Annotated in this window: 17 protein-coding genes; 6 read left to right on the top strand and 11 right to left on the bottom strand. The window is 59.7% G+C overall.

Features of this window, described 5'->3' with window-relative positions; translation table 11 throughout:
* Positions 1 to 43: 43 nt before the first annotated feature.
* Genes EOC94_RS02550 through ugpC form a run of 4 tightly spaced genes read left to right on the top strand, consistent with a single transcriptional unit; the run spans position 44 to position 4,241 of the window.
* Complete coding sequence (locus EOC94_RS02550) at positions 44 to 1,381, top strand: sugar ABC transporter substrate-binding protein (protein WP_127288469.1); 1,338 nt, start codon at positions 44 to 46, stop codon at positions 1,379 to 1,381.
* Positions 1,381 to 2,319: a sugar ABC transporter permease gene (locus EOC94_RS02555; RefSeq protein ID WP_095487051.1), complete on the top strand. Its 939-nt coding sequence runs from the start codon at positions 1,381 to 1,383 to the stop codon at positions 2,317 to 2,319. The genes EOC94_RS02550 and EOC94_RS02555 overlap by 1 nt, the downstream gene beginning before the upstream one ends.
* Positions 2,320 to 3,141, top strand: coding sequence for a carbohydrate ABC transporter permease (locus tag EOC94_RS02560; RefSeq protein ID WP_023797160.1), 822 nt, complete (start codon positions 2,320 to 2,322; stop codon positions 3,139 to 3,141). It begins immediately after the preceding gene.
* 41 nt (positions 3,142 to 3,182) lie between these two features.
* Positions 3,183 to 4,241, top strand: a complete 1,059-nt coding sequence (gene ugpC, locus EOC94_RS02565) for a sn-glycerol-3-phosphate ABC transporter ATP-binding protein UgpC (protein WP_127288470.1) — start codon at positions 3,183 to 3,185, stop codon at positions 4,239 to 4,241.
* Between the two features lie 296 nt (positions 4,242 to 4,537).
* Here the strand turns inward: ugpC and EOC94_RS02570 are convergent, their stop codons facing one another.
* The 7 genes from EOC94_RS02570 to EOC94_RS02600 form a co-directional block, all read right to left on the bottom strand.
* Entirely contained in the window at positions 4,538 to 4,768 is a 231-nt protein-coding gene (locus tag EOC94_RS02570; RefSeq protein WP_095487047.1) for a hypothetical protein, read from the bottom strand.
* 335 nt (positions 4,769 to 5,103) lie between these two features.
* Positions 5,104 to 5,850 carry a GGDEF domain-containing protein gene (locus EOC94_RS02575; RefSeq protein ID WP_245329974.1) on the bottom strand — a complete coding sequence of 249 codons (747 nt, stop codon included), beginning with the start codon at positions 5,848 to 5,850 and terminating at the stop codon, positions 5,104 to 5,106.
* Between the two features lie 364 nt (positions 5,851 to 6,214).
* Entirely contained in the window at positions 6,215 to 6,895 is a 681-nt protein-coding gene (locus EOC94_RS02580; RefSeq protein ID WP_245465471.1) for a thermonuclease family protein, read from the bottom strand.
* 57 nt (positions 6,896 to 6,952) lie between these two features.
* A complete protein-coding gene (locus tag EOC94_RS02585) occupies positions 6,953 to 8,152 on the bottom strand; it encodes an ABC transporter substrate-binding protein (protein WP_095487041.1) in 1,200 nt (399 codons plus the stop codon).
* Positions 8,153 to 8,238: 86 nt separating this feature from the next.
* Positions 8,239 to 8,997, bottom strand: a complete 759-nt coding sequence (locus EOC94_RS02590) for a transglycosylase SLT domain-containing protein (RefSeq protein WP_095487039.1) — start codon at positions 8,995 to 8,997, stop codon at positions 8,239 to 8,241.
* 32 nt (positions 8,998 to 9,029) lie between these two features.
* On the bottom strand, positions 9,030 to 9,401 hold the full coding sequence (locus EOC94_RS02595) for a hypothetical protein (RefSeq protein ID WP_127288471.1): 372 nt from the start codon (positions 9,399 to 9,401) through the stop codon (positions 9,030 to 9,032).
* Between the two features lie 60 nt (positions 9,402 to 9,461).
* Positions 9,462 to 13,121 (bottom strand): VCBS domain-containing protein, encoded by a 3,660-nt coding sequence (locus tag EOC94_RS02600; RefSeq protein WP_127288472.1) that lies wholly within the window; start codon positions 13,119 to 13,121, stop codon positions 9,462 to 9,464.
* 321 nt (positions 13,122 to 13,442) lie between these two features.
* On the opposite strand from EOC94_RS02600, the gene EOC94_RS02605 reads away from it, so the two are divergent.
* Positions 13,443 to 14,396, top strand: a complete 954-nt coding sequence (locus EOC94_RS02605) for a transglutaminase-like cysteine peptidase (protein ID WP_127288473.1) — start codon at positions 13,443 to 13,445, stop codon at positions 14,394 to 14,396.
* Positions 14,397 to 14,572: 176 nt separating this feature from the next.
* Here EOC94_RS02605 and EOC94_RS02610 read toward each other — a convergent pair whose 3' ends face one another.
* From EOC94_RS02610 to EOC94_RS02625, 4 genes are read right to left on the bottom strand one after another with little or no spacing between them, the layout of a single operon-like run.
* Positions 14,573 to 15,211: a ribbon-helix-helix domain-containing protein gene (locus tag EOC94_RS02610; RefSeq protein ID WP_095485885.1), complete on the bottom strand. Its 639-nt coding sequence runs from the start codon at positions 15,209 to 15,211 to the stop codon at positions 14,573 to 14,575.
* Entirely contained in the window at positions 15,201 to 16,490 is a 1,290-nt protein-coding gene (locus tag EOC94_RS02615) for an HlyD family type I secretion periplasmic adaptor subunit (protein WP_127288474.1), read from the bottom strand. Before EOC94_RS02615 ends, EOC94_RS02610 begins: the two co-directional genes overlap by 11 nt.
* A gap of 48 nt (positions 16,491 to 16,538) precedes the next feature.
* Positions 16,539 to 18,668 (bottom strand): type I secretion system permease/ATPase, encoded by a 2,130-nt coding sequence (locus EOC94_RS02620; RefSeq protein ID WP_127288475.1) that lies wholly within the window; start codon positions 18,666 to 18,668, stop codon positions 16,539 to 16,541.
* Between the two features lie 40 nt (positions 18,669 to 18,708).
* Positions 18,709 to 20,157 carry a TolC family protein gene (locus EOC94_RS02625; RefSeq protein WP_126104684.1) on the bottom strand — a complete coding sequence of 483 codons (1,449 nt, stop codon included), beginning with the start codon at positions 20,155 to 20,157 and terminating at the stop codon, positions 18,709 to 18,711.
* 297 nt (positions 20,158 to 20,454) lie between these two features.
* Here EOC94_RS02625 and EOC94_RS02630 point away from each other — a divergent pair, with 297 nt between their 5' ends.
* Entirely contained in the window at positions 20,455 to 20,994 is a 540-nt protein-coding gene (locus EOC94_RS02630) for a hypothetical protein (RefSeq protein WP_127288476.1), read from the top strand.
* Positions 20,995 to 21,085: the final 91 nt, after the last annotated feature.

Here is a 21,085-nt window from a genome sequence, read left to right on the forward strand (position 1 = left end):
CCGCGACGCAATCCACAACGACAGCAACCCAAGGGAGGAAGAAATGTCGTCCAATCCGTTCAAGCCAACAAGAAGGCAAGTCCTTGCAGGAACCACGGCGCTCGCCGCCGCGGGCCTGGCGGGCCTTCGCCCGAGCTTTTCCGCCAGCGTCGACTGGAAGCGTTTTGCCGGCACGACGCTCGACGTCAATCTGGTCAAAAGCCCGCGCAGCGACACCATCCTGAAATATATCGCCGAATTCGAGGAGCTGACCGGCATCAAGGTCAATGCCGAGGCGACGCCGGAACAGCAGCAGCGGCAGAAGACCGTGATCGAGCTCAGCTCCGGCAAACCGAGCTTCGATGTCGTGCATCTGAGCTATCACGTGCAGAAGCGCCAGTTCGAAAAGGGTGGCTGGCTGGCCGATATCGCCGGCTATCTCGCCGACCCGACCTTGACCGATCCTGGGCTGGTCGAAGGCGATTTCGCCGAAGCCGGCATGCTTTTCGCCAAGGACAGTCAGGGCGTGCTGCGTTCGCTGCCCTTCTCGGTGGACTACTGGATCGTCTACTGGAACAAGGAGCTGTTCGAGGCCAAGGGCCTCAAATACCCTGAAACGTTTGAGCAGATGGTCGCCGCCGCCGAAGCGCTGACCGATCCGTCGACCAACACGTTCGGGTTCGTCGCCCGCGGCCTCAAGAATGCCAACACGCCGGTGTGGACATCGCTGATGCTCGGCTACGACATGACGCCGCTCGACGACAAGGGAAAGCTGCGCACCGAAACGCCCGAGGCGATCGAGGCCGCTGCCCTCTACCAGAGGCTGATGACCAAATCCGCCCCTCCTGGCGTCACCGGCTTCAATTGGGCTGAAGCGCAGTCCGCCTTCCTGCAGGGCAAGATCGGCATGTGGTTCGATGGCGTGGGTTTTGCTCCGCCGATGGAAAATCCCGAAAAGTCGCGGGTGGTCGGCAAGGTCGGCTATGGCGTGATGCCCAAGGGTCCCAAAGCGCATGCCTCCGGGACGTTTGGTGACGGCCTCGGCGTGACCGCCTCCAGCGAAAAGAAGGAAGCTGCCTATCTGTTCTGTCAGTGGGCGGTTTCGCCGGCCATGGGCGCGCGCCTGCTTCAGGCCGGCGCCGGCGTGCCTTTCCGCAAGTCGATACTGGAAGACCCCAAGGTGCGCGAAGGCGTCACCATGCCGGCAAGCTGGCTCGATGCCGTCGTCGGCTCGGGCAATATCAGCCGGCTGGCGCTGCCGGTGATCATCCCGGTCACCGAGTTTCGCGACATCTACGGCGTGGCGTTGACCAACATGATTGCTGGTGCTGATCCTGCCGAAGAGCTGAAGAAGGCCACCGAGCAGTTCCAGCCGGTGCTCGACAGGAGCGAGCAGGGCTGATGTCTGCCATCGCCCCTGAACGCACCGGGGTAGCGACGCAAGCCATTGAAGGGAGCCAGACGATCCGGCTGGCTCCCAACTACTGGCCCTTCGTCGTTCCGGCGCTCGTCGTCGTTGGCGCCGTGATAGTCTTTCCCTGGGCTTTCACGCTCTGGATGAGCGTCAACCGCTGGACGCTCGGCCAGTCGCGGAGCTTTGCCGGGATGGAAAACTATCTCCGTCTGGCCAGCGACCCGCGATTCTGGGAATCCCTGGTTCATACGTTGACCTATACCTCCCTGTCGGTGGCAGCGCCAATGTTCCTGGGCACTGTCGCCGCCCTGATCTTCGACGCCAGGTTTCCGCTGCGCGGGCTGCTGCGTGGCGTCTTCGTTATGCCGATGATGGCAACGCCCGTTGCCGTCGCGCTGGTCTGGACCATGATGTTCCATCCCCAGCTCGGCGTGCTCAACTACCTGCTATCGCTGGTCGGCATCCCGGCGCAGGAATGGATATTTAATGCCAAAACAGTCATCCCTTCGCTGGTTGCGGTCGAGACCTGGCAGTGGACGCCGCTGGTGATGCTGATCGTGCTGGGCGGGCTGGCCTCGGTACCGCGCGAGCCCTTCGAGAGCGCCGAGATCGATGGTGCCAATGCCTGGCAGCAGTTCCGCTACCTCACTCTGCCGATGATCGCGCCGTTCCTGATGATCGCGTTGATCATTCGCACCATCGATGCGCTGAAGAGCTTCGACATCATCTTTGCAATGACTCAGGGCGGGCCGGGCACGGCGTCGGAAACCATCAACATCTACCTCTACAACACCGCCTTCTCCTACTACGACATTGGCTATGGCTCGGCGATGGCCGTGGTGTTCTTCATCGTCATCGTGGCGCTGTCCTTCATCCTCCTGATGCTGCGCCAGCGCTCGCAGTGGATCGACGCGGAGGGCAAATAGATGAGCTCACGTCTGCTCAACCAGATCGGGCTGTTTTTCGCGGCTCTGGTCATTGTCTCGCCGGCGATCCTGTTCTTCCTCTGGATGATCTCGCTTTCGCTGAAATTCGAGATCGACAACGGCGCCTATCCGCCGATCCTGATCCCCGAACGTTTCGCCTGGTCGAACTATGTAAAGGTGTTCGAGGAGAACAATTTCCTGCTCTATCTCTGGAATTCGGTTCTGGTGACCGGCACGGCGACACTTCTGGCGCTGCTGATCGGCGTACCGGCCGGCTATGGCATAGCGCGGCTCAAGGCCGAAAAATCGGCGGTCGTCATCATGATCGCCCGCATGACGCCCGGGCTATCCTATCTCATCCCGTTGTTTCTGCTGTTCCAGTGGATTGGGATCCTCGGCACGCTCTGGCCGCAGATCATCATCCACCTGGTGGTGACGGTGCCGATCGTGGTCTGGGTGATGATCGGCTATTTCGAGACCACGCCGATGGAGCTGGAAGAGGCGGCTAACATCGACGGCGCCAGCTCCTGGCAAGTGTTCCGGCTGGTCGCTCTTCCCATCGCCAAACCGGGCATCGTTGTCGCCTTCATCCTGTCCGTCATCTTTTCGTGGAACAATTTCGTTTTCGGCGTGGTGCTCGCCAGCCGTGAGACCCGCACGCTGCCGGTCGCCGTCTACAACATGCTCTCCTATGAGCAGGTGAGCTGGGGGCCGCTCGCCGCCGCCGCACTGGTGGTGACGCTGCCGGTCCTGGTCCTGACCATGTTCGCGCAAAAGCAAATCGTCGCCGGGCTGACCGCCGGCGCGGTCAAGGGCGGCTGAAGCCGCATAGCTCGACATCACTCTTTTCCCGGAGAAATCCAATGGCATCGGTAACAATCAACAACGTGCAGAAGGCTTTCGGAGCCACCAAGATCATTCACGACGTCAGCGTCGACATCGCCGACGGCGAATTCGTCATCCTGGTCGGCCCGTCGGGATGCGGAAAGTCGACGCTGCTGCGCATGATCGCCGGACTTGAAACGATCTCGGGCGGGAAGATCGCCATCGGCGAACGTATGGTCAACAACCTGCGGGCGCGGGACCGGAACATCGCCATGGTGTTCCAGAACTATGCGCTCTATCCACATATGACGGTGGCCGACAATATGGGCTTTGCCCTGAAGATCAAGAAAGCCGATCCGGCCGATACCGCCGGCCGCGTCAGGAATGCGGCCAACATCCTTGGGCTGGAAAAGCTGCTTGAGCGCTATCCGCGTCAGCTCTCCGGCGGCCAGCGCCAGCGCGTCGCCATGGGCCGCGCCATCGTGCGCGACCCCCAGGTCTTCCTGTTCGATGAGCCGCTTTCCAATCTCGACGCCAAGCTGCGCGTCCAGATGCGCGGCGAGATCAAGGCGCTGCACCAGCGGCTGGGCACCACCACCATCTATGTCACGCATGACCAGATCGAAGCGATGACCATGGCCGACAAGATCGTCGTGCTGCATGCCGGCCTGGTCGAGCAGATCGGCGCGCCGCTCGACCTCTACGACCAGCCGGCCAATCTCTTCGTTGCCGGCTTTATCGGCTCGCCCGCCATGAACTTCATTGCCGGCCGCATCGAGGAAGGCGTGTTCCGCAGCGCCGGTGGGCTGATCCTGCCGCTGCCGGAAGGCGCCCACCCGGCCGATGCTGCAGGACGCGAACTTGTCTACGGCATCCGCCCCGAACATATCCGCGCAACCGCCGGGGGAATGCCAGGCACGGTCACGCTTCTGGAAGCCACGGGTTCGGAAATCTTCGCCAAGGTCGACTGCGCCGGTGAGGAAATTTCCTGCCTGTTCCGCGAGCGGCTTCCGCTCAAGCACGGCGCGCAGGTGCGGATCGAGATCGATCGCGCCTGCGCCCACCTGTTCGACGCGAAAACCGGCCGGCGTATGTGATTGGCGTGGGTTGCGCGACGGGCTCGCTCACGGCTGAGGTTCACCAAGACTTTGAAACTATGGTGATCCCGACCACGTCATTGAGGAACTGGGGCGACAGCTACCGCTCTTACAGCATGCCAGCGGGGCATCACAGTTCAATGGCCATGCAAGTCCGAAGCCACTAACCCCTCGCCTATCCTCCTGCACGCAACGGCGCTGCGGCACTTTGATCTGCCGCATCACCCGGCCTTGGGCCCTGGCAAAAAACCACTCCGATTTTCGGCGACGCCGACCTTCGGTTCGTGGATCATGCGCTAGAGCCAGATACCATCTTTGCGGTCGAGCGGGCCAACGCTCTCGGGTCCCGGATCAGCTTCTGCGGCTTCTGCGCCGTAGACCGTCCAGAGCATGTAGACAAAATACCCGACCTGCAAAACTATCGGGCTAATGATCGCCCAGCCGATTGAACCCGTTGCCCAATACGTCGAGATCGAAACAAGGCACGACGTAGTGAGTATCCCCACCAGGACCTGCAGAACGTTCATCTGTTTTTTCAAAGCGTCCCGGAACTGACAACAGCCGAGAGGCTCCCCCAACCCAATACTCGATACTCAATACCCCGAGCCAACATCTCATTATTTTAGGGGTGGCGCAAGTACCATGTCGGGTAGCGGCTGAGGCATGCAACCTTCAGTTTTAAGTTGTTTAATTCCGGCGGTCTGTCGGCTGCCAACTAAGGGTGTAAAAGCTGGTGGAGGCGACTCTCGCGGATGGCTGCGCCTGGGGCGATCGGGGTGTGTCCTCGTCGTCGTTCGCCTTGGCCTGTCCTGCAGGCCATTCACACCGCAGCCGGAGCAAGTTGCCGCCCTGCAAGCGATCGTCAACTTGGCAGACGAGACAGTTCGAAGTCAGTTCCATTTCTGGATAGCAGCTGCTCGGCGGACCGGAACATGTCGTCAAACGCGAGTTCATTCTCGAAGACTACCCCTCCGACGCCTATGCTCAGGACATCCTCCGCCCCTTTTGGCGCAAAATAGACTTGTGCGACGCGCGCCCGGATACGCTCACCGACCTCCTTGGCGTCTTCTTCGGTGGCACCAGGTAGAAATACCCCAAAGATGGATATCCCTATGCGGCCGATCAGATCCTCCTCGCGCACTGATGACTTTATGGTCGAGGCTATGAGCCGCAAGGCCTCGTCGCCCCATTCAATACCAAATCGCAGGTTGATGGATCGAAGGTGTTCGGGATGGATGACCAGGAAGGCGCCCGAACGAGAGCCACGCTCAGATGGCTTCTTTACTCTGCGTTCGATGATCGAAGTAAAAACCGTTCCGTTCAAGCAGCCCGTCAGGCCATCGTAGGTCGCTGACTTGTTTAGCTCTTGCCGATAGCGGCGGATCTCAACCCGACCCCAGCCGATCAACAGGAAAAGCGGTAGCCCAATGACGAGGGGGACGAGCGTTGCCGTGACAACGCCGCGTCCGAACGGCGTGAGCCCATCGGCGAACAGGAGCAGATAGTTGAGGCCTAGCGAAAAGCCCAAACTCCCGGCGGTCCCCAGAAGCGTCAGCCACGCGATACTCTTCCACGCTTGGGCAGAGCTGTTCGCCATCGATTTTGTCACTACCCGATCTCCTGTCAGATAGGCTGGCATAAGGCCGGCAAGTTACAAATTCGGTCTCAAAAGCCAATACAATTTGATCGATCGGACTGAACGAGCTCTGGCTGACCCACATGTGAAGCTGGAGTTGCCCGCGAGGAAGATGGAAGACAACAGTTAACGAACCAGGTGTCGGCGCAGGCTGAACAACCAGCAGCGCAGGCAACCGCCTGATCAGCATGCTGCTCTAGAGCCTGCCCCGATAAAATCGGGATGGGGCTCTATCTTTTTGTTTGAGCATGATCGTTTCCGAAGCCGGATTCCACTTTCGGGATCATGCTCCAGTTTCGGCAAATACGGTTCCCTGAGGGCTCAAAAGGCGAGCTGACTATCGAGGCGGGCCGAATATACCCATCTCCGTATCCATCGCTGTCACCTCCGCCTTGCCGTAGATACCGCTCGGCAATGACAGGGCCCAGCCATTGGAGACCAGCCAGGCGCCGACATCCTGCCTGCCGAGCCTGCATGGGGCGGCGATAGCGAAACGATCCACTTCCGGTGGCACGAAGCAATTCAGCGCGCGTCCGCGCAACCAGGAGTTGAACGCTGCGCGCGCGCGTTGGCCGCAAGGCCAGACGACGTCATGAAAGGAACAGGTCTTGTCCGTGGCAATGCTCTGGACCCCGCTGATGACCACCGTCCGTCCCATCGATTCGAAGATCGCGGACGAACTCGCAATCGGAGCGTAGAGCAGGACCTCCCGCCAGTCTTGCGGCATCGGCGTTTTCGGGGGCACGGCGAGACCGAGTTCGCTGAGTGGCGGACGGGGCTCAATCCGTTCGATTTCCGAAGAATCAAGTTGTGGCGGAGCGATGAGGTCCTGAGCAATCTTGCGTGCCGGCACTCGCCATTGAGCGTCGAGAACGGTTGCGCCCGGTCGGGTTGGCCGCTTGCCGCGAATATCAGGAGACGGCGCAGGAACAGGCCGGTCGACCGAAAGCAAAGCCCCGCCCTGAATGATCAGGAGGAGCCCGGCCAGAAGCTCCAGGCTTGCGAGCGCGACAGCCAAGCGGATGCGGCTCGGCCTGTCCATCAGCTCGATAAGGTCCTGCGGGTTCGCGCCGGGTCAAAAACCCGACGTCGATCTGGCAACCAATTTGAGCGCACCCTTTTCAACTCGATAGAACGGCATCGATCGCTGGCTGGATCCGTCGGCGCGAAACCGGAATAGACCTGTGGATCCGCGAAACCCGCTCGGATTTTCGAGTACCTGTTTGCTGAAGCCATCGGGTCCAACCGCGCTGGCGATCCCAGCAGTCAGCGCAACCATATCATAGGCGTAGGCGACATTGACGTCGGGCTGATAGTTATAGGTAGTCTTGAAGCGGTCGGCGATTGGTCCGGTTTCGCGCGGATCGAGCGTGGCGATATAGGCCCCTTCAAACAGCGGCTCGATGGGGCGTTCCAGCCAGCGGTTTGTTCCCACCACAGCGATTGTTCTTCCCGGGATACCCTTGGATTTCAGGGCGGCAAGGATTTGCAGCGGGCTGTCGTCTCCGCTGGCGACAATGACGGCGTCCGGAGCATCCACGAGTGAGCCCATGTCGGTGACCGCTTTGGTGCCGCCGTCGCCTGCCGAGTACGGGATAGTGACCGCCAGCGTTGCGCCATAGATGCTTAGGCTGTTCGCGACCCGCTTTTCAACGGCACTGCCGTTCGAGCCAGCTGCGACAATCAATACGAACTTCTTGCTGCCTTTCGCCGCGATGCCTGCGGCGCCCGCAGCCGCGCTGTCTGCCTCGCTGAGGCGCACGGCATAAACGCCGGGACCGCCTGTGAAATTGTTGGCAAGTGCCAACACTGGCGGCCGTTTCGGTCCCGACAATTTGGCGATATGCTGCGCCGCCGGTAGTTCGGTCGGACCGATGACGACTTTCGCTCCCGTCGTGATCGCCTTTATCGACAATTCGCTGGCGTGTGCACTGTCGCCCTGCGTGTCCTCGACCGTCAGTGTGAGCAATCCATTGCCAAGATCCGCCATTGCGAGTTTTGCGGCATCGAGCATCTTCCTGCCGGTTTCCCCCGTGGCTCCAGGGGCGGACAAGGGCAGCAGCATCGTGATCTTCGTCGAACCACTGCCGATCGATTGCGTCGCCTGGGATCGGCCCGCAACTGCGGCGTCATTCTGCACTCCGGGTGCGGCGATTGCAGCCGGATCGAGCACTTCGGAAATGCTGCCTTTCGACTGGCAACCTGACAATGTCACGGCGAGCGCAAAGGCGATTGCCCTCGTCCGCAGCCAGAGGACCTGTCGGCCAGCTTCCATGATTTTCCACCCTATGTGCCGCCGGGTCACTTCCCGGTCTGATCTTCCAGTCATGTCACGGCTGAGTTGCGCCGTCTTGTGGTTCTTTAGCCTGCAAAAAGCCGGGCTCTGAGCGTCCTGATCTGTCTGGCTTGCCTTGCATTTCGATAGTCGGCGCATTTCATGTATCGCGGCCCAGGCACGAACACCCGCCGCACGCACACGCGTTTTCCTGCGGCAGGGGCGCTGTCTTCTCCTCCTGCTGAAAATGTGGAAAAGCCGAATGTTGCCACCGGCAATGGCCCGTCAACCTCGAACCCTTCCCTTGCCAGGATCGAGCGCGCGCGCTGGCAGTAGCGGACCGAAAGTGCCGAGAAACGGCTTTCGTTGTGCCCGGCGCGATACTTCATGACGGTGGTGCACAGGTCGCCGTCGGCGAGCCTGTTCGCCTGAGCGAGATATTTGACGCCCAGCGCGATGTTGGTCTTCGGCGCACTCAGCTCTTCGAGCGGGCCTTGAAAGCCAAGCATTCGTGCTGTCGCGGGCATGACCTGCATCAACCCGACTTCCCCGTCGGCACCGCGCGCCTCGGGATCGAACCCGCTTTCGATCTCCATCACGGCGTGTGCGAGCCGCGGCTCCAGGCCGTAGATCGACGACTGGCAGGTCGCGAATGCCTTCAGCGTTTCTCTCGTCCATTCCTGGGTGGCATCGCAGCGCGTCGGCCGCAACCGTTCGGGCAAAGCATTTTGTATTTTAGTGGATTGTTCCGACGCACCCGCGCCGGCATGCATGGCAAGCAGGTCAAAACCGGCCAAGGCGATCGTTCCGACGATCGCCCGCAGCAGTGTTCGGTCGGCCATCATTGTCAGCCAGCCGCGCGTCGCCGCCTTTTTGGTCAGTTCATGTACTCGACCATGCGGTCGTGGAAACACTCGCATTTATTCAGGTAGTCTTCGTCGCGATAATTTGTCTTCAAATAGCCGTAAGCCTTGCCGCAGGCGACCTTGGCCTCGGAGGCCCAGACGAAGACAGGCCGTGACGAATGGATCCATTCCGAGCTGTTGGCGACGGCGACAGACTCGTCCATCATTTGCACCACCTGGTTCTTGAGATCGACGATGTTGTCGGTCTGCACCAGGTTGGACGTGCCGACGACGCGACAATAATCGACCGACGGACCTTCGATGATGTCGGCGGCATACCCCGTCGATTCAACAGCCAGGAACAGTGTTGCACCGGCAGCCAGAAGTCTTGCAGACTTTTTCATGATGAATTCCCCTCTACCATTCGAATCTATAGCATAGCACCTAGCCCTTGCACTATTCCCCTAAACCGCATTGGCCGTGGTCGTATGCTGGGTTATTCCGTCGTCATAAAGAAGCGTGATCGTGCTGGACACCGGCACGTTCGTTAGCGTGGCCACATCCACGAAATTGGTGCCGTTGGCCGTACCGTCGGCATCGACGCTTAGCGTGCCGGTTCCCGCATCGTAGTTCACGAACTCGCCGATATTGGCTCCCCCCGGGGCTGTGTCGAACAACGACGTCAGGTCGATCACGTCGCCCTGGCCGCCGGCGCCGCTGTAGTCGGAGATGAGATCCTTGATGTCCAGTTGGTCGAGTTTGAACGTATCAGCGCCGTTTCCTCCAGTCATTGTGTCTTGGCCGAAACCTCCAACGAGGAGATCGTTGCCGTCGCCACCGCTGATAAGATCGCTGCCACCGCCGCCGCTGAGGAAATCATTGCCTCCCCTGCCTATGATGACGTCATTGCCGCCATTGCCATTGAGGTGGTCGATACCGGATGTGCCATAGATCTGGTCGGCCAAGGTGGCATCGCCATTCACCGTTATTCCAGGATCGCCTGGATCATGGGAGAAGAATTCGAATCTGACTGCGCGGGCCTGGTAGTTGCCGCCATCATTGTCGAAATAGGAAAGTGTCCATGTGTCGCCGGCGGCCGGTGGATTTGCGATCAGATAGTCCGCGAGCGTCGTCGTCGTTGCGACCCCGGCGCCGTCGAGAAGGAAGATATGGTCATAGTCGACGGTCGCCTTCATCAGGCCGGTGGCCGGGTCGTAGGTCCAACTCTGCTCGAATGTTCCGGCAGTCAAATCGTCTTCAACAACTGCAAATCGGTTCGCTCCGATCCTGATCTCGACTTGAACTTCCTGTTCGCGATGCGATCCTGCACTGCCATCTCCGAAGACGCCTGGATTGCGCTCCCCTAGCGGGATCGGAGTTACGAAGGGAGACTCCTGGAAGTCGGTGTAGATTACGACTGTCGAGCCATGAGGATCGGCCGTTATGGCGCTTACCGTGGCTTGGGACAGACTCAGGTTCTGGGTCTGGTCATTTCCGGAGGTGAGCGGGCTGTTACCATTACCCACCTGTGCGGTATCGCTGGGCAAGCTGGTCGGCGGGACTTCGTGGATGCCAACAGTCTGAGTGACGTGGGCGGTGCCGTCGAAGACGTCCAGCGATAGATTGACGTTGACGGTGTCGGTTACCGTTGCGGTCGGCCTGTAGACCAGGTCGTCCAGCAGGTTGATGCCGCCGGCCGGATCGTAGAGCACAGTGCCGGCCGTCAGGGCGACGTAGGTGACGCCATCGAAATAGAACGTGCCTGTGGGGATCGTCCCCGTCGCGGTGACAATGAGGTTATCGCCATCCGCATCGGTCGGGATAGTCACCAGCAAGGGATATCCGTCGGGATAGCTCGGCGTGCTCAAAGTTTGCTGTGCCGGATCGCTCGACATCCAGTTCTGGGTGTTTGCGGCAACCGGCGCATTGTTGACGTCCGACAGGGTGATGGTCAGCGTCGTCGTCGACAGGTCGCCGTCGCCGTCCATGATGGTGTAGACGAAGGTGTCGGTGGCGCCGCCGGCCGGCACGGCGTTGGCAAAGCCGTCATAGCTGTAGGAGCCGTTGGCGTTGAGCGTCAGCGTGCCGTAGGTGCCGGCGATGCCGGCGCCCAGCCCGCCGCTCACCGGGCTGGCGGTGTTGCTGCCGGCGGCCACGCCGACAACGCCGCCACCGGCGGCCGCACCGTCGGCGCCGAACACGTCGTCGGTGGCGTCGCTCAGCACGTTGCCGGTGGCGATGGCGCCCTCGGCGACGCTGTTGGTGTCGGCGTTCGCCGTCGGCACGTCGTCGACGACGTCGATGGTGAGTGTATCGTTGGCGCTCTGCCCGTCCTGGTCGGTCAGCACCACTGCAAAGTTCTCGAACAGGCTGTTCTCGCCGAGGGCGGTGGGATGTGCCTCATTGTCGAGGAGCGTGTAGGTGTAGCTCACCTGACCTGTCGCGGCATCGTAGGCCGTCACAGCCAGCGTGTTGCCCTCCGGCGTCGTGAACGAGCCCGCCGTGAACACGCCGTTGGTGATGAAGGTCTGACCACCGATCGTCAGCGAGGCAATGCCGTCGGGCGAGGAGATTGTGAAAGTGCCCGTACCGGTCTCGGCCGTGCTTGACGGGTTCGACCCAGGCCCGCCCGGCGTACCGACATTTAACGCCTCTTCATTCACCGTCACGTCGCCGCCACGGGCCTCGGGCGTCAGGTCGGTGATCACCGGCGGTGCATCGCCGATCGAGATTGTCAGTGTCGTGTGCGACAGGTCGCCGTCGCCATCCTTGATGGTGTAGGTGAACACGTCGTCGACGCCGCCGGGCGTGCCGGCATCGCGCGCATAGCTGTAGGTGCCGTCGGCGTTCAGCGTCAGCTTGCCGTAAGTCCCCTGGATCTGCACGCCAAGCGTGCCGCCGTCGTCCAGATCGGAATTCGTCGTGCCGCTCGTGACCCCGACCACCGTCGCACCATCGGCGCCCTGCGTGTCGGCCGCCCCATCAGTCAGGTTGACGTCAACGCCGTCTGTCCCGCCAGCAAGCACATTACCCGTCGCGGGGCCGAACTGACCCGCCGCGATGCTGTCCGTGTCGGCAATCGCCGTCGGCGCGTCGTCGACGATGTTGATGGCCAGGTTGCCTGGCGCTGCCGGATCGCCGTCGGCGTCCGTCACCGCGACCGGGAGGTTTACGCTGGTGGCGTCGCCGGAGGTGTTGTCGATGAGCGTATAGGAATAGCTGATCGTGCCGAGGCCGGTCGCGGGATCATAGACATAGCTCGCTGTCAGCGAGCCGGTCGCGTCGGTGAAGGTCTGGGGCACACCGGTCAGCACATGGCCGCCTAGCGAGACTTCCGACACGCCGTCCGGCGAGCTGAAGCCGATCGTGCCAGAGGTCGTCTCCGAGGTCGCAGGCTCGTTCGAGCCTTGTGACTCGCCGCTGCGTGCCGGCAGGCCAACCTCATAGACCGTGGTCGAGGCTACAGGATCAATCGAAGGGGTGGAGTCTTTCTCCCTGACGCCAATCGTCAGTTCGCGCGGCTCCAAACGGCCAAACTGCAAGGCCGTCGGCGGCAGCAATGCCGATAGATCGAACCCATTGCCGATCCCACCGACTGGAACCGCGAAGTTTCCGCCGGCGCTGCCCGGCGTCCCGTTTCCCGGCCCCGCCGAGATCGAGCCGTCGGCACCGAAGGCAATGTCGACATGGCTTGCTTCAAGCGCCGCCAGCAAGGCGACGCGCGGCACCTCAATGTCGCCGAGAATAAAGGTCGGCACGTTCAGGGCACCGTCCTTGATGACGACCACCGAGCCGTCTGGTTGTTCGAGCAGAAGGTGGCGGCCGTCGACTCGGATATTGTCGATGGCGACGTTGGCCGGAAATCTCACGGTGTTGCTGGCGTCGGCCACATATTCATGCAGCGCCGCAGCCGCTGGTGCATTGGCCGCTGCCGGCGCTTCCGTTTGCACTGCTGCGCCGTTGCCCACATCCGCCGGCACCGGCTCGGCTGCTGCCGGTTGCTCGGTCGAGGCTGCTTGCGCGACCTGGATACCTGCCGCCGATGCCAGGCCGCTGTGTTCATTGGAAGCAGAATGTTCGTCCGAGGAACCTGAAACACTGTCCAATTCGATAATGGTCGCCATAGCTGAAACCCCTCCGGTATTTCTCTGGAAGAGACAGCGGTAACCTCGGCTTTGCAACAGTCTGGTAATCTATTCCATATATCCTAATATGCATTTGCCACTATTTTTTACGCATGGTAAATCATATTTATATAACCCTATATATGTTGCCGCAGCAGAGCAATTTGCTGACAATCCTTACGACAGTGACGCGAAAAATAAGTATAAATATATATAAAAGTTTATACAAAATAGAAGTAGCCCTTTGCGACAAAGTTATCCACCTTCCTTTCCAATAATTTGAGACAAGATTGGTAGCGTCCACAGTCAAAGGTGGGCGTTATGAAAAAAGAAAAGGCTGGCCTGGCAACCGGGCTCAAAATGCTCTTGCTGGCGGTCGGCCTTGTCGGCCTGTCGCAGCCAGCACTCGCGAATGCCATTGTGGCGGATGTCGCTGCGGCCGGTGAGCAGCTGGAAAAGTTGCAGGCGCCGCCATGCCTCGGCGGCGTTTCGCTGGCGAGATTTCAGCCTTGGCGGCCTGCTGAAGCTTACCGCACAGATATGTTTCCCGGCAGCTACGGGCCAGCCGTTGCTGATTACGGGGAGGCTCATTCGACGTCGCGAGGCGATGCCGGCATAGATCCTGTGCAGACGGCGGCGATAATCCCCGGTGTGTTCGGATCGGTTGCCTTGTCGATGCGCAACTCTCCCGTCTCGGCGCGCTGGGCACCTGTCTACAGGGCCATCGCCGGCTGCTTCGCGAACAGTGCGTGCGAGCGCAAGAGCGCTGCTTTTGCCGAGATCGTTAACGCGGTCAAAGACCGGGGGTTCAGCGACAAGCTGTCCTTCGTCAACAGCAGCATAAACCGCGCGATTGCCTACAAGAAAGACAGTGCAGTTTACAGCAGGCTCGACTATTGGGCGAAGCCTTCGGAAATCCTCGAGCGGCGGGCTGGCGACTGTGAGGATTTTGCCATCCTCAAGATGGCGGCTCTGCTGCGGGCCGGTATCCCGGCGCAGAGCATGTCGCTTGTTGTTCTCCAGGATCGCCGCAGAAAATTCTTTCATGCCGTACTGTCGGTGAGTACGGACAGCGGCACATTCATCCTCGACAGTCTCAACAACACTGTTTTGAAAGACAGCGAACTCCCTGATTATCTGCCGCTGTATTCCTTCAGCACTGACCGGGCGTGGATCCATGGCGCAAAACCAGGGGGCGCGCAAATAGCCGACATCAAGGGCGCTTTCGCAACGGTTGCTCCTGGCGAAGGTTCGGAGCCGGATATGTCCCTGTGAAAATGACGCGAAGCATCGTCAGGATTGAGCTGCACTTGCCCGGAGCGGCAGCTCTAAAGCGCGTTGCATTTGAACGGATTCATGCGACACGCTTTAAGTTCTTGTTTTTATCCATATAGCAAAACCGCTGCGCACCCTCGGGTCAAGCCCGAGGGCAAGCTTTTGCGCGACATGCATTAGCCGTTGACGAACGCCATCAGCAGCTCCGGTTCGGGTACGGGCGCCCGCACTGCATTCAATTGACCCCGATACCGACGTTCGCCGGCGCCGATGACGAAGCCGCTGGCGATCGGAACTTCGCCATTGGCATCGAGTCGGGCAAAAATGTCGGCGACATTGAGATCCAGCGCCAGCTTGAGATCTTGTCGTGCATCGTTGTTCGGTCCGGTCGGCAACTGACGCTTGACCAGTTGCTGGAACGGAGCATTGAAAGTCAGGATCTTCTTCGATGACGCCAAGGCAAAAGCGGGCGAGGGGCAGGCAACCAATATGGCATTGATCGTTCTGATCGATGCAAGCTTTCGCAGGATCAGGTTTTCATCCGCCAGCCCGAGTATGCAGGCCACCCGTATCGCCGACGTCAGATTACCAGTCTTGGTTTGATTTTTGGCGATCTCGTCGATCAGCATGCCGATCGTGCATTTCCTGTTTTCAGCCATCTGCTTCAGCGACATCCAGAAAGCCTTTTCCAGACGAATGCCGCGGCGTATGCCGCCACGCGCGACAACCCGGAACTCCAGCCCGAAATCCTCTCTGGTGATCGGCAGAAGCAACCGATCATGGGTGCTGGGAGGAGAGTTGGCGCTAGCGCTCACTCATCGCCTCCTGACGCGCCTTGTTGATCGGCTTCAAAAGGTAACTGAGGATCGTCTTGCGTCCTGTCTTGATGTCGACTGAACAGATCATGCCGGGGATGATCGAATAGGCCTTGCCGTCCCGTTCGAGGGTGGACTTGTCCGTCGCGACACGCACCTGGTAAAAGGGCTCACCCGTTTTCTCGTCGACCAGGCTGTCGGCGGTGATGTTGGAGACCTTGCCTTCGATGCCGCCGAAGATCGAGAAGTCGTAAGCGGTGACTTTTATCAGCGCCTCCTGGTCGGGACGAATGAAAGCGACATCGCGTGGCGAGACGCGCGCTTCGACCAGCAAGGTTTCGGAGGTGGGCACGATGCCTGCCACGACCGAGCCAGGCTGGACGAAGGCGCCAACCGTGTTTAGCTCCAGTGTGTTGACGATGCCGTCCACCGGCGAACGGATATCGGTGCGCGCTACCTTGTCAGTGGCCCCACGAATGGTTTCGTCCACGACCGAAAGCTCGGCCAGCGCCTGCGTCAGTTCATCCAGTGCTTCCTGCTGCAGCTGGAGGCCGAGCTCATCAACCTGGAGTTGAGCTTCAGTGATCGTTGACCTGATCTTCTTGACTGTCTCGCCGGACAGGTTCAGCTGACCGTTGAGTTCAGTCTGCTCCCGTTCAACCCGGATTTGCTCTGTCCTGGCCATCAGCCCCTTTTTGACCATTGATCCAACCAGTTTTGCCTCTTGGTCACTAACGGCTAGGTTCCTTGTCAGGCGGTCGGAATTGGCGGCTGCTTCGTCCAGTTCCTTCTCGCGCTGGTCGAGGCGCGATTTGAGAACGGACAATTTATTGTCGAAGTTTTCGCGCCGGGCTGTGAGAAGCTTTTGTTCATTCTCGCAGATTTGCGGAGCGATCGACTGAATGTCAGTCGGGCACAGGAAAGGCCCTGTGAGATTGCCGCTTTGTTCGTATTTGAGCCTTGCGATCCGCACTTCAAGCGCGCGTGACTTGGCCTGCTGCTCGCCAAGGCTGGACGTATTCAGCGTGTTGTCGAGCCGAATGATCAGGTCGTTTTTCCTGACGACCTGCCCAATCTTGACGGCGATTTCCTGGACGACGCCGGCTTCGCTGGCCTGGATGATTTGGGTCTTGGACGCCGGGATGACCTTGCCGTCGCCGCGTGCGATTTCATCGACTTCGGCAAAAGCTGCCCAAGCAACGAAAACGACGAAGAGCGCTCCTATGATGAATATGGATGCCGACGCGAAAAGCGGCGGACGGTCTTCTCTGGCAAGCATTTCCCCACGCCCCATTATATTGAACTCGTTCAATATAATCTATTTTGATCAGCCACTTTTCTGCAGTGCCTTTACGACTTGTTCCTTTGGTCCGTCTGCAACTATCCTGCCTTGTTCGACAACGATAAGCCGATCCGCCAGCTCAAGCATGCTGTAGCGGTGGGTTGACACGATCAGCGTCGTGTTTTCATCGAAGGCCACTTTGAGCTGTTTGATCAACTGTCTTTCCGAGGCGAGATCCATTGAGCCTGACGGCTCGTCCAGGAAGACGATTTTCGGCTTGGTCAGCAGCAGGCGCGCAATTGCCACCGTCTGTCGCTGCCCCCCCGAGAGATTGGTACCCCGCTCGCCGACATTCATGTCATAGCCGCGCGGGTGGCGAGAGACGAACTCGTCGACACCGGCGGCCTTTGCGGCGTCGATGATTTCCTCATCGGTCGCTTCGGGGCACGCCATCAGGAGATTTTCCTTGATGGTGCCTGAAAACAGATCGCCGGCCTGGGCGACGATTCCTACCGCAGCGCGAACCTCCGACGGGTGGTATTGGCGGATGTCGATGCCGTCGAGCAAAAGCTCTCCCGAGGTCGGAAGGAAAAGCCTGCCGATCAGGCGACCCATCGTTGTCTTGCCGGACCCTATACGGCCGATGATGCCGATCCGTTCTCCCGGTTTCACCGAAAAATTGAGGCCGGTCAGAACCTCGTTTTCCGATCCGGGATAGACGAACCCGACATTCCTGAACACCATCGCACCGTTGCGGATGGGGCGATTGACGAAGCCCACCGTGTCCGGCCGGTCTTCCGGTTGAGCCATGATCGAATTGATGATTCTCAACGAGAGCATGGCTTGCCGCAGTCTCGAAAGCGTGATGGCGATCTGGCCAAGCGGAGCCACCGCGCGGCTCGCCAGCATGACCGTGCCTATTATTGCTCCCGTAGAAATATGACCTTCCGAGAAGGCATAGGCGCCGGCTACGACCAGGGCGACGGTCACAAGCTGCTGTATGGCCTGGGTGATGTTGCCGGCGGCGGCCGAAAGCTGCTTGATCTTTTCCGACGTGTTGGCAGCGTTCTTGGAGTGCTCGCCCCATCTCCGCAGCAAATACGCTTCGGCCCGCAGCGATTTGATCGTCTCCAGCGTCGAAATGGATTCGACCAGCAAGGCCTGGCGCTGAGAAGCCTCGTTCATCGAGGCGGCGACTCGCTTGCCGATACGTCGCTGCGTGATCAGCCCGACGATGACCGACGCCACGAAGGCCAATGCCGGTATGACCACCAGCCAGCCGCCTATCGCATAGATGACCAGAAGAAAGACGAACACAAAAGCCGTATCGATGAAGACGCTGATAGTGTTGGAGGTGAAGAACTCCCTCACGAATTCATATTGAGTCACGCGATTTGCGTATTCACCGGTCGAGCCAGGGCGCGCTGACAGAGACGAGTTGAGGACTTTTTCGAACAGAAGATATGATATTCGCAGATCTGCTTTGCGCCCGGCATAGTCGATGAGAGATGCCCTGGCGGTCTTCAGAAGCAGATCGAACAGAATAACGGCGCCGATGCCGATTGCCAGAACCCACAGCGTTGATGTTGCCTTATTCGGCAGGATTCTGTCGTAGACGTTCATGGTGAAGATCGGCGAGGCGATGGCCAGCAGATTGATGAATATCGCCGACAGGACCACCTTCGAATAGGTGTGCCAGAAGGCGCCCATCGTTCCCGTCAGCCAGTGGCGCCTTTCTATCCTCGCTGCCGAACCGACGTTCATCCCTTCGGCGGCATTGGCATAGGTTATCGAAAAGGATACGCCGCCACTGATGACACTGGCGGCAAGCTCGGATTTGGCGATGATCGTGCGGCCATCCTCCTGCGGGGCGGTCGTATATGCGCCGTCTTGCATCTCCGCCAGCAGAGCAACAGGCAACTGGCTGACGCGAAAGAGAATGGCAGGAAGATCGACACGACCGCGCAGAAAATCCCGGTGGCTGAATTCCTGGACCTCGAGACCGATCCGTTCGGCAAGATGCCTGATGTCATCCACCTCTATTCGCGTCTCTGAAAGCGGAATCCCGGCGAACAGGACCGTTTCGGCGCTCGGCCTGCCGAGATATCCGGCAACAGCCGAAAAGCAGGCCTTGAATGCCTCTTTGGGGGAGAGGATGTTTGGTTGCTGGTTCACGATCTGCCCGCAAGGACTCTCGATCGATCCTTAAACCGAGCTATTTCTTCCTGACCGGGGCGAGGATGTCGAAAGGCAGATCATTTTTCTGTTCCGACGGGGTGCGCGCATAGGTTTCGGTGTCAGCAGTCTCCGGCGTTGCAAACTCGGTCCTGGCATAAGCCGCCGCCTGTTTTGCCGGCTGAAGGTTCATCGTTTTCAGCAGCTGCCCGGTCGCCGCCAGCAGCCGATACTCGGCGAACAGCGATGCGTAGGAGGCAGTATCCGCCAGCGTTGCTGTGTTGAACCGCGTATTTTGCGCATCAAGCACGTCGAGCAGCGAACGCTGTCCGACCTTGAATTGTTCGCGATAGGAGGCGACGAGCCTTTCGCTTGCGGAGGCTTGCTGTCTCAACGTCTTTGCAAGTTCGGCTTGCCGGAAGCGGCGATCCCACGAGGTGCGGACGGCTTCCTCGATTTCACGCAGGACCTGATGCAATCCAAGTCGCTGTTCGCTGGTGCGGCGGATCTGTTCTTGTTCGTTGGCCTTGTCGATACCTCCGCGATAGAGGTTCCAGCGCAGCACGAGCCGCGCTTGCAGGTCGCTGGCGTCGCCGTCGTCGCCATCAATATCATATCCGGCCCGCGCACGGCCTTCCGCAACGATAGCGGGTCCGAATTTGGCCCGGGCTGCATCCACCAGTGAAGCAGCGGCATCTATATCGCTGCTGGCCATGTGAACGCGCGGATTGTTCTCGCGCGCCAGTCCCAGCGCCTCATCAAGCGACCTTGGCAGCGCGCCGCCAACACTCCCTGGCCTTGAGGCGTTCGTCAGCGGCTTGCCGACGGTCTTGAAGAACCGTATTTTGGCCTGTTCCAGCTCTTCGGTGGCTTCCTGCATGCGTGCCTTGGCGGCGAAGAGGCGCTCCTCGGCCTGTTGCCGATCGGCCTCGTTCAACGCACCACCCGCGATGCCTTGCCGGATATCGCCGAGAATCCCCTGATGGAAGCCCAGGTTCTTTTTCGCCTCTGAAACGATCGAGGCCTGCAGCATGTATTCAAGATAATCCTGAACGACGGAGAGCCCGATGAATTCAGATCGCTCCAGTACCCTGAAAGAAGCCCCATCGACCCGCGACGCCTGATGGTTCAGTTCGGCCCGTCGTGCTCCACTGTCATAGAGCGTTTGCGATATCACGACACCCGCTTCCGCCGGATAGAGCGCGTCATCCTCTGTGGAGAGCGCTCGTCGGGACGAATTGTCGAGGCGACGGGCTCCCGCAGATGCCTCGAGATCGATGCTGGGAAGATAGAGCCCTTTCGCTTGACGCAGTTCGAATTCGATTGCTTCGCGGTTTTCGATCGCTTGGCCGATCTCCGGATTGGACTCGACGGCTACGGCCATCGCTTCCTTGAGCGTGAGGGCACTAGCGCTCCCGCAAGCCAGCATCGAAAATGTGAAGAGCAGGCCAAGGCGCTTGCCAATGGCCACTTTGATTGTCGTATTCATGGTCTACCCCACCCACGCTTCTTGCCTGGTACTTTTTGAACGGCCAAGCCTTCTCACCGAAGCTTTGACAAGTTATCCGATAAATTCTTCGAATACGTGAGTGTTTATTGATTTAGCACCGGCTTTAAATAGGGTCTGGGCCATAAAGTTTCGGGGATGTAGCAAAAATGGCACATAAACGGGCGGCTCGCCACGGTTGTGGGCTGCGCCTGCGCCTGTGATCAATGCTGTTCGCCGCCTTCCTTAAGCTTCGCGCAATCTTTGCAGCCTATTCTGCTTATCGATTGGCGAGGGAACATGACGCGCAAGCCGCTACTGCTTTTTGCCTTTCCGGCTCTCATTCTTCTCATTCTGGCAGGGGAGCGAGCCGCGACGTTCCTGCTGGGAAGCTATCCGGCCAGCCCTGCCATGTGGCGGATCTGGCTTGAACTGCGCCCTTTGGCGACGATGTTCTGGCAGCAGGTCGACCTTTATCTGGGCGGTTCAATGGTCCTTGATGCCGCCATCCTGACCGCCGCATCGATCCTCAGCTGGATGGCTTGCCGGACGCGAAAATCGGCCGCGTTCTTCTTCCTTGCCAACCACGCCGCTCTGCTTTTCGCCGGGTTGATGATGGCTTCGAGCAGCCATTCTGAAACGGCGAGCACGATTGCGGCATTCACCGCACCCAGCGGCCACCCATTCTCGCTGATCCTCGATTTCACCTGGCAGAACAGCCTGGTACTGTTTCTGGGCACTGCAGCCTGCGCCTACTGTCATGTTGCGTTTCTCGGCGAAGCGCGACAGCGTTCCCGAGCCCTCGCCGTACGGCTTATTGCTCTGCAGCGGGATTTGTAGGACCCGGGGCACGCCGGTGCCTTCTCGATTAGCCGAACCTTCCCTCCACTTCGTCATCCTAGGGCGGAGCAAGGAGCGAAGCGACGCGGCG

The organism is Mesorhizobium sp. M6A.T.Ce.TU.016.01.1.1, from assembly GCF_003997065.1.
Classification (GTDB): Bacteria; Pseudomonadota; Alphaproteobacteria; order Rhizobiales; family Rhizobiaceae; genus Mesorhizobium; species Mesorhizobium mediterraneum.

Coding starts and splice junctions, on each gene's coding strand:
- EOC94_RS02595 (WP_127288471.1), bottom strand. CDS start 9,401: ATGAAAAAGTCTGCAAGACTTCTGGCTGCCGGTGCAACACTGTTCCTG.
- EOC94_RS02615 (WP_127288474.1), bottom strand. CDS start 16,490: ATGCTTGCCAGAGAAGACCGTCCGCCGCTTTTCGCGTCGGCATCCATA.
- EOC94_RS02630 (WP_127288476.1), top strand. CDS start 20,455: ATGACGCGCAAGCCGCTACTGCTTTTTGCCTTTCCGGCTCTCATTCTT.
- EOC94_RS02560 (WP_023797160.1), top strand. CDS start 2,320: ATGAGCTCACGTCTGCTCAACCAGATCGGGCTGTTTTTCGCGGCTCTG.
- EOC94_RS02550 (WP_127288469.1), top strand. CDS start 44: ATGTCGTCCAATCCGTTCAAGCCAACAAGAAGGCAAGTCCTTGCAGGA.
- EOC94_RS02625 (WP_126104684.1), bottom strand. CDS start 20,157: ATGAATACGACAATCAAAGTGGCCATTGGCAAGCGCCTTGGCCTGCTC.
- EOC94_RS02605 (WP_127288473.1), top strand. CDS start 13,443: ATGAAAAAAGAAAAGGCTGGCCTGGCAACCGGGCTCAAAATGCTCTTG.
- EOC94_RS02555 (WP_095487051.1), top strand. CDS start 1,381: ATGTCTGCCATCGCCCCTGAACGCACCGGGGTAGCGACGCAAGCCATT.
- ugpC (WP_127288470.1), top strand. CDS start 3,183: ATGGCATCGGTAACAATCAACAACGTGCAGAAGGCTTTCGGAGCCACC.
- EOC94_RS02600 (WP_127288472.1), bottom strand. CDS start 13,121: ATGGCGACCATTATCGAATTGGACAGTGTTTCAGGTTCCTCGGACGAA.
- EOC94_RS02585 (WP_095487041.1), bottom strand. CDS start 8,152: ATGGAAGCTGGCCGACAGGTCCTCTGGCTGCGGACGAGGGCAATCGCC.
- EOC94_RS02570 (WP_095487047.1), bottom strand. CDS start 4,768: ATGAACGTTCTGCAGGTCCTGGTGGGGATACTCACTACGTCGTGCCTT.
- EOC94_RS02590 (WP_095487039.1), bottom strand. CDS start 8,997: ATGATGGCCGACCGAACACTGCTGCGGGCGATCGTCGGAACGATCGCC.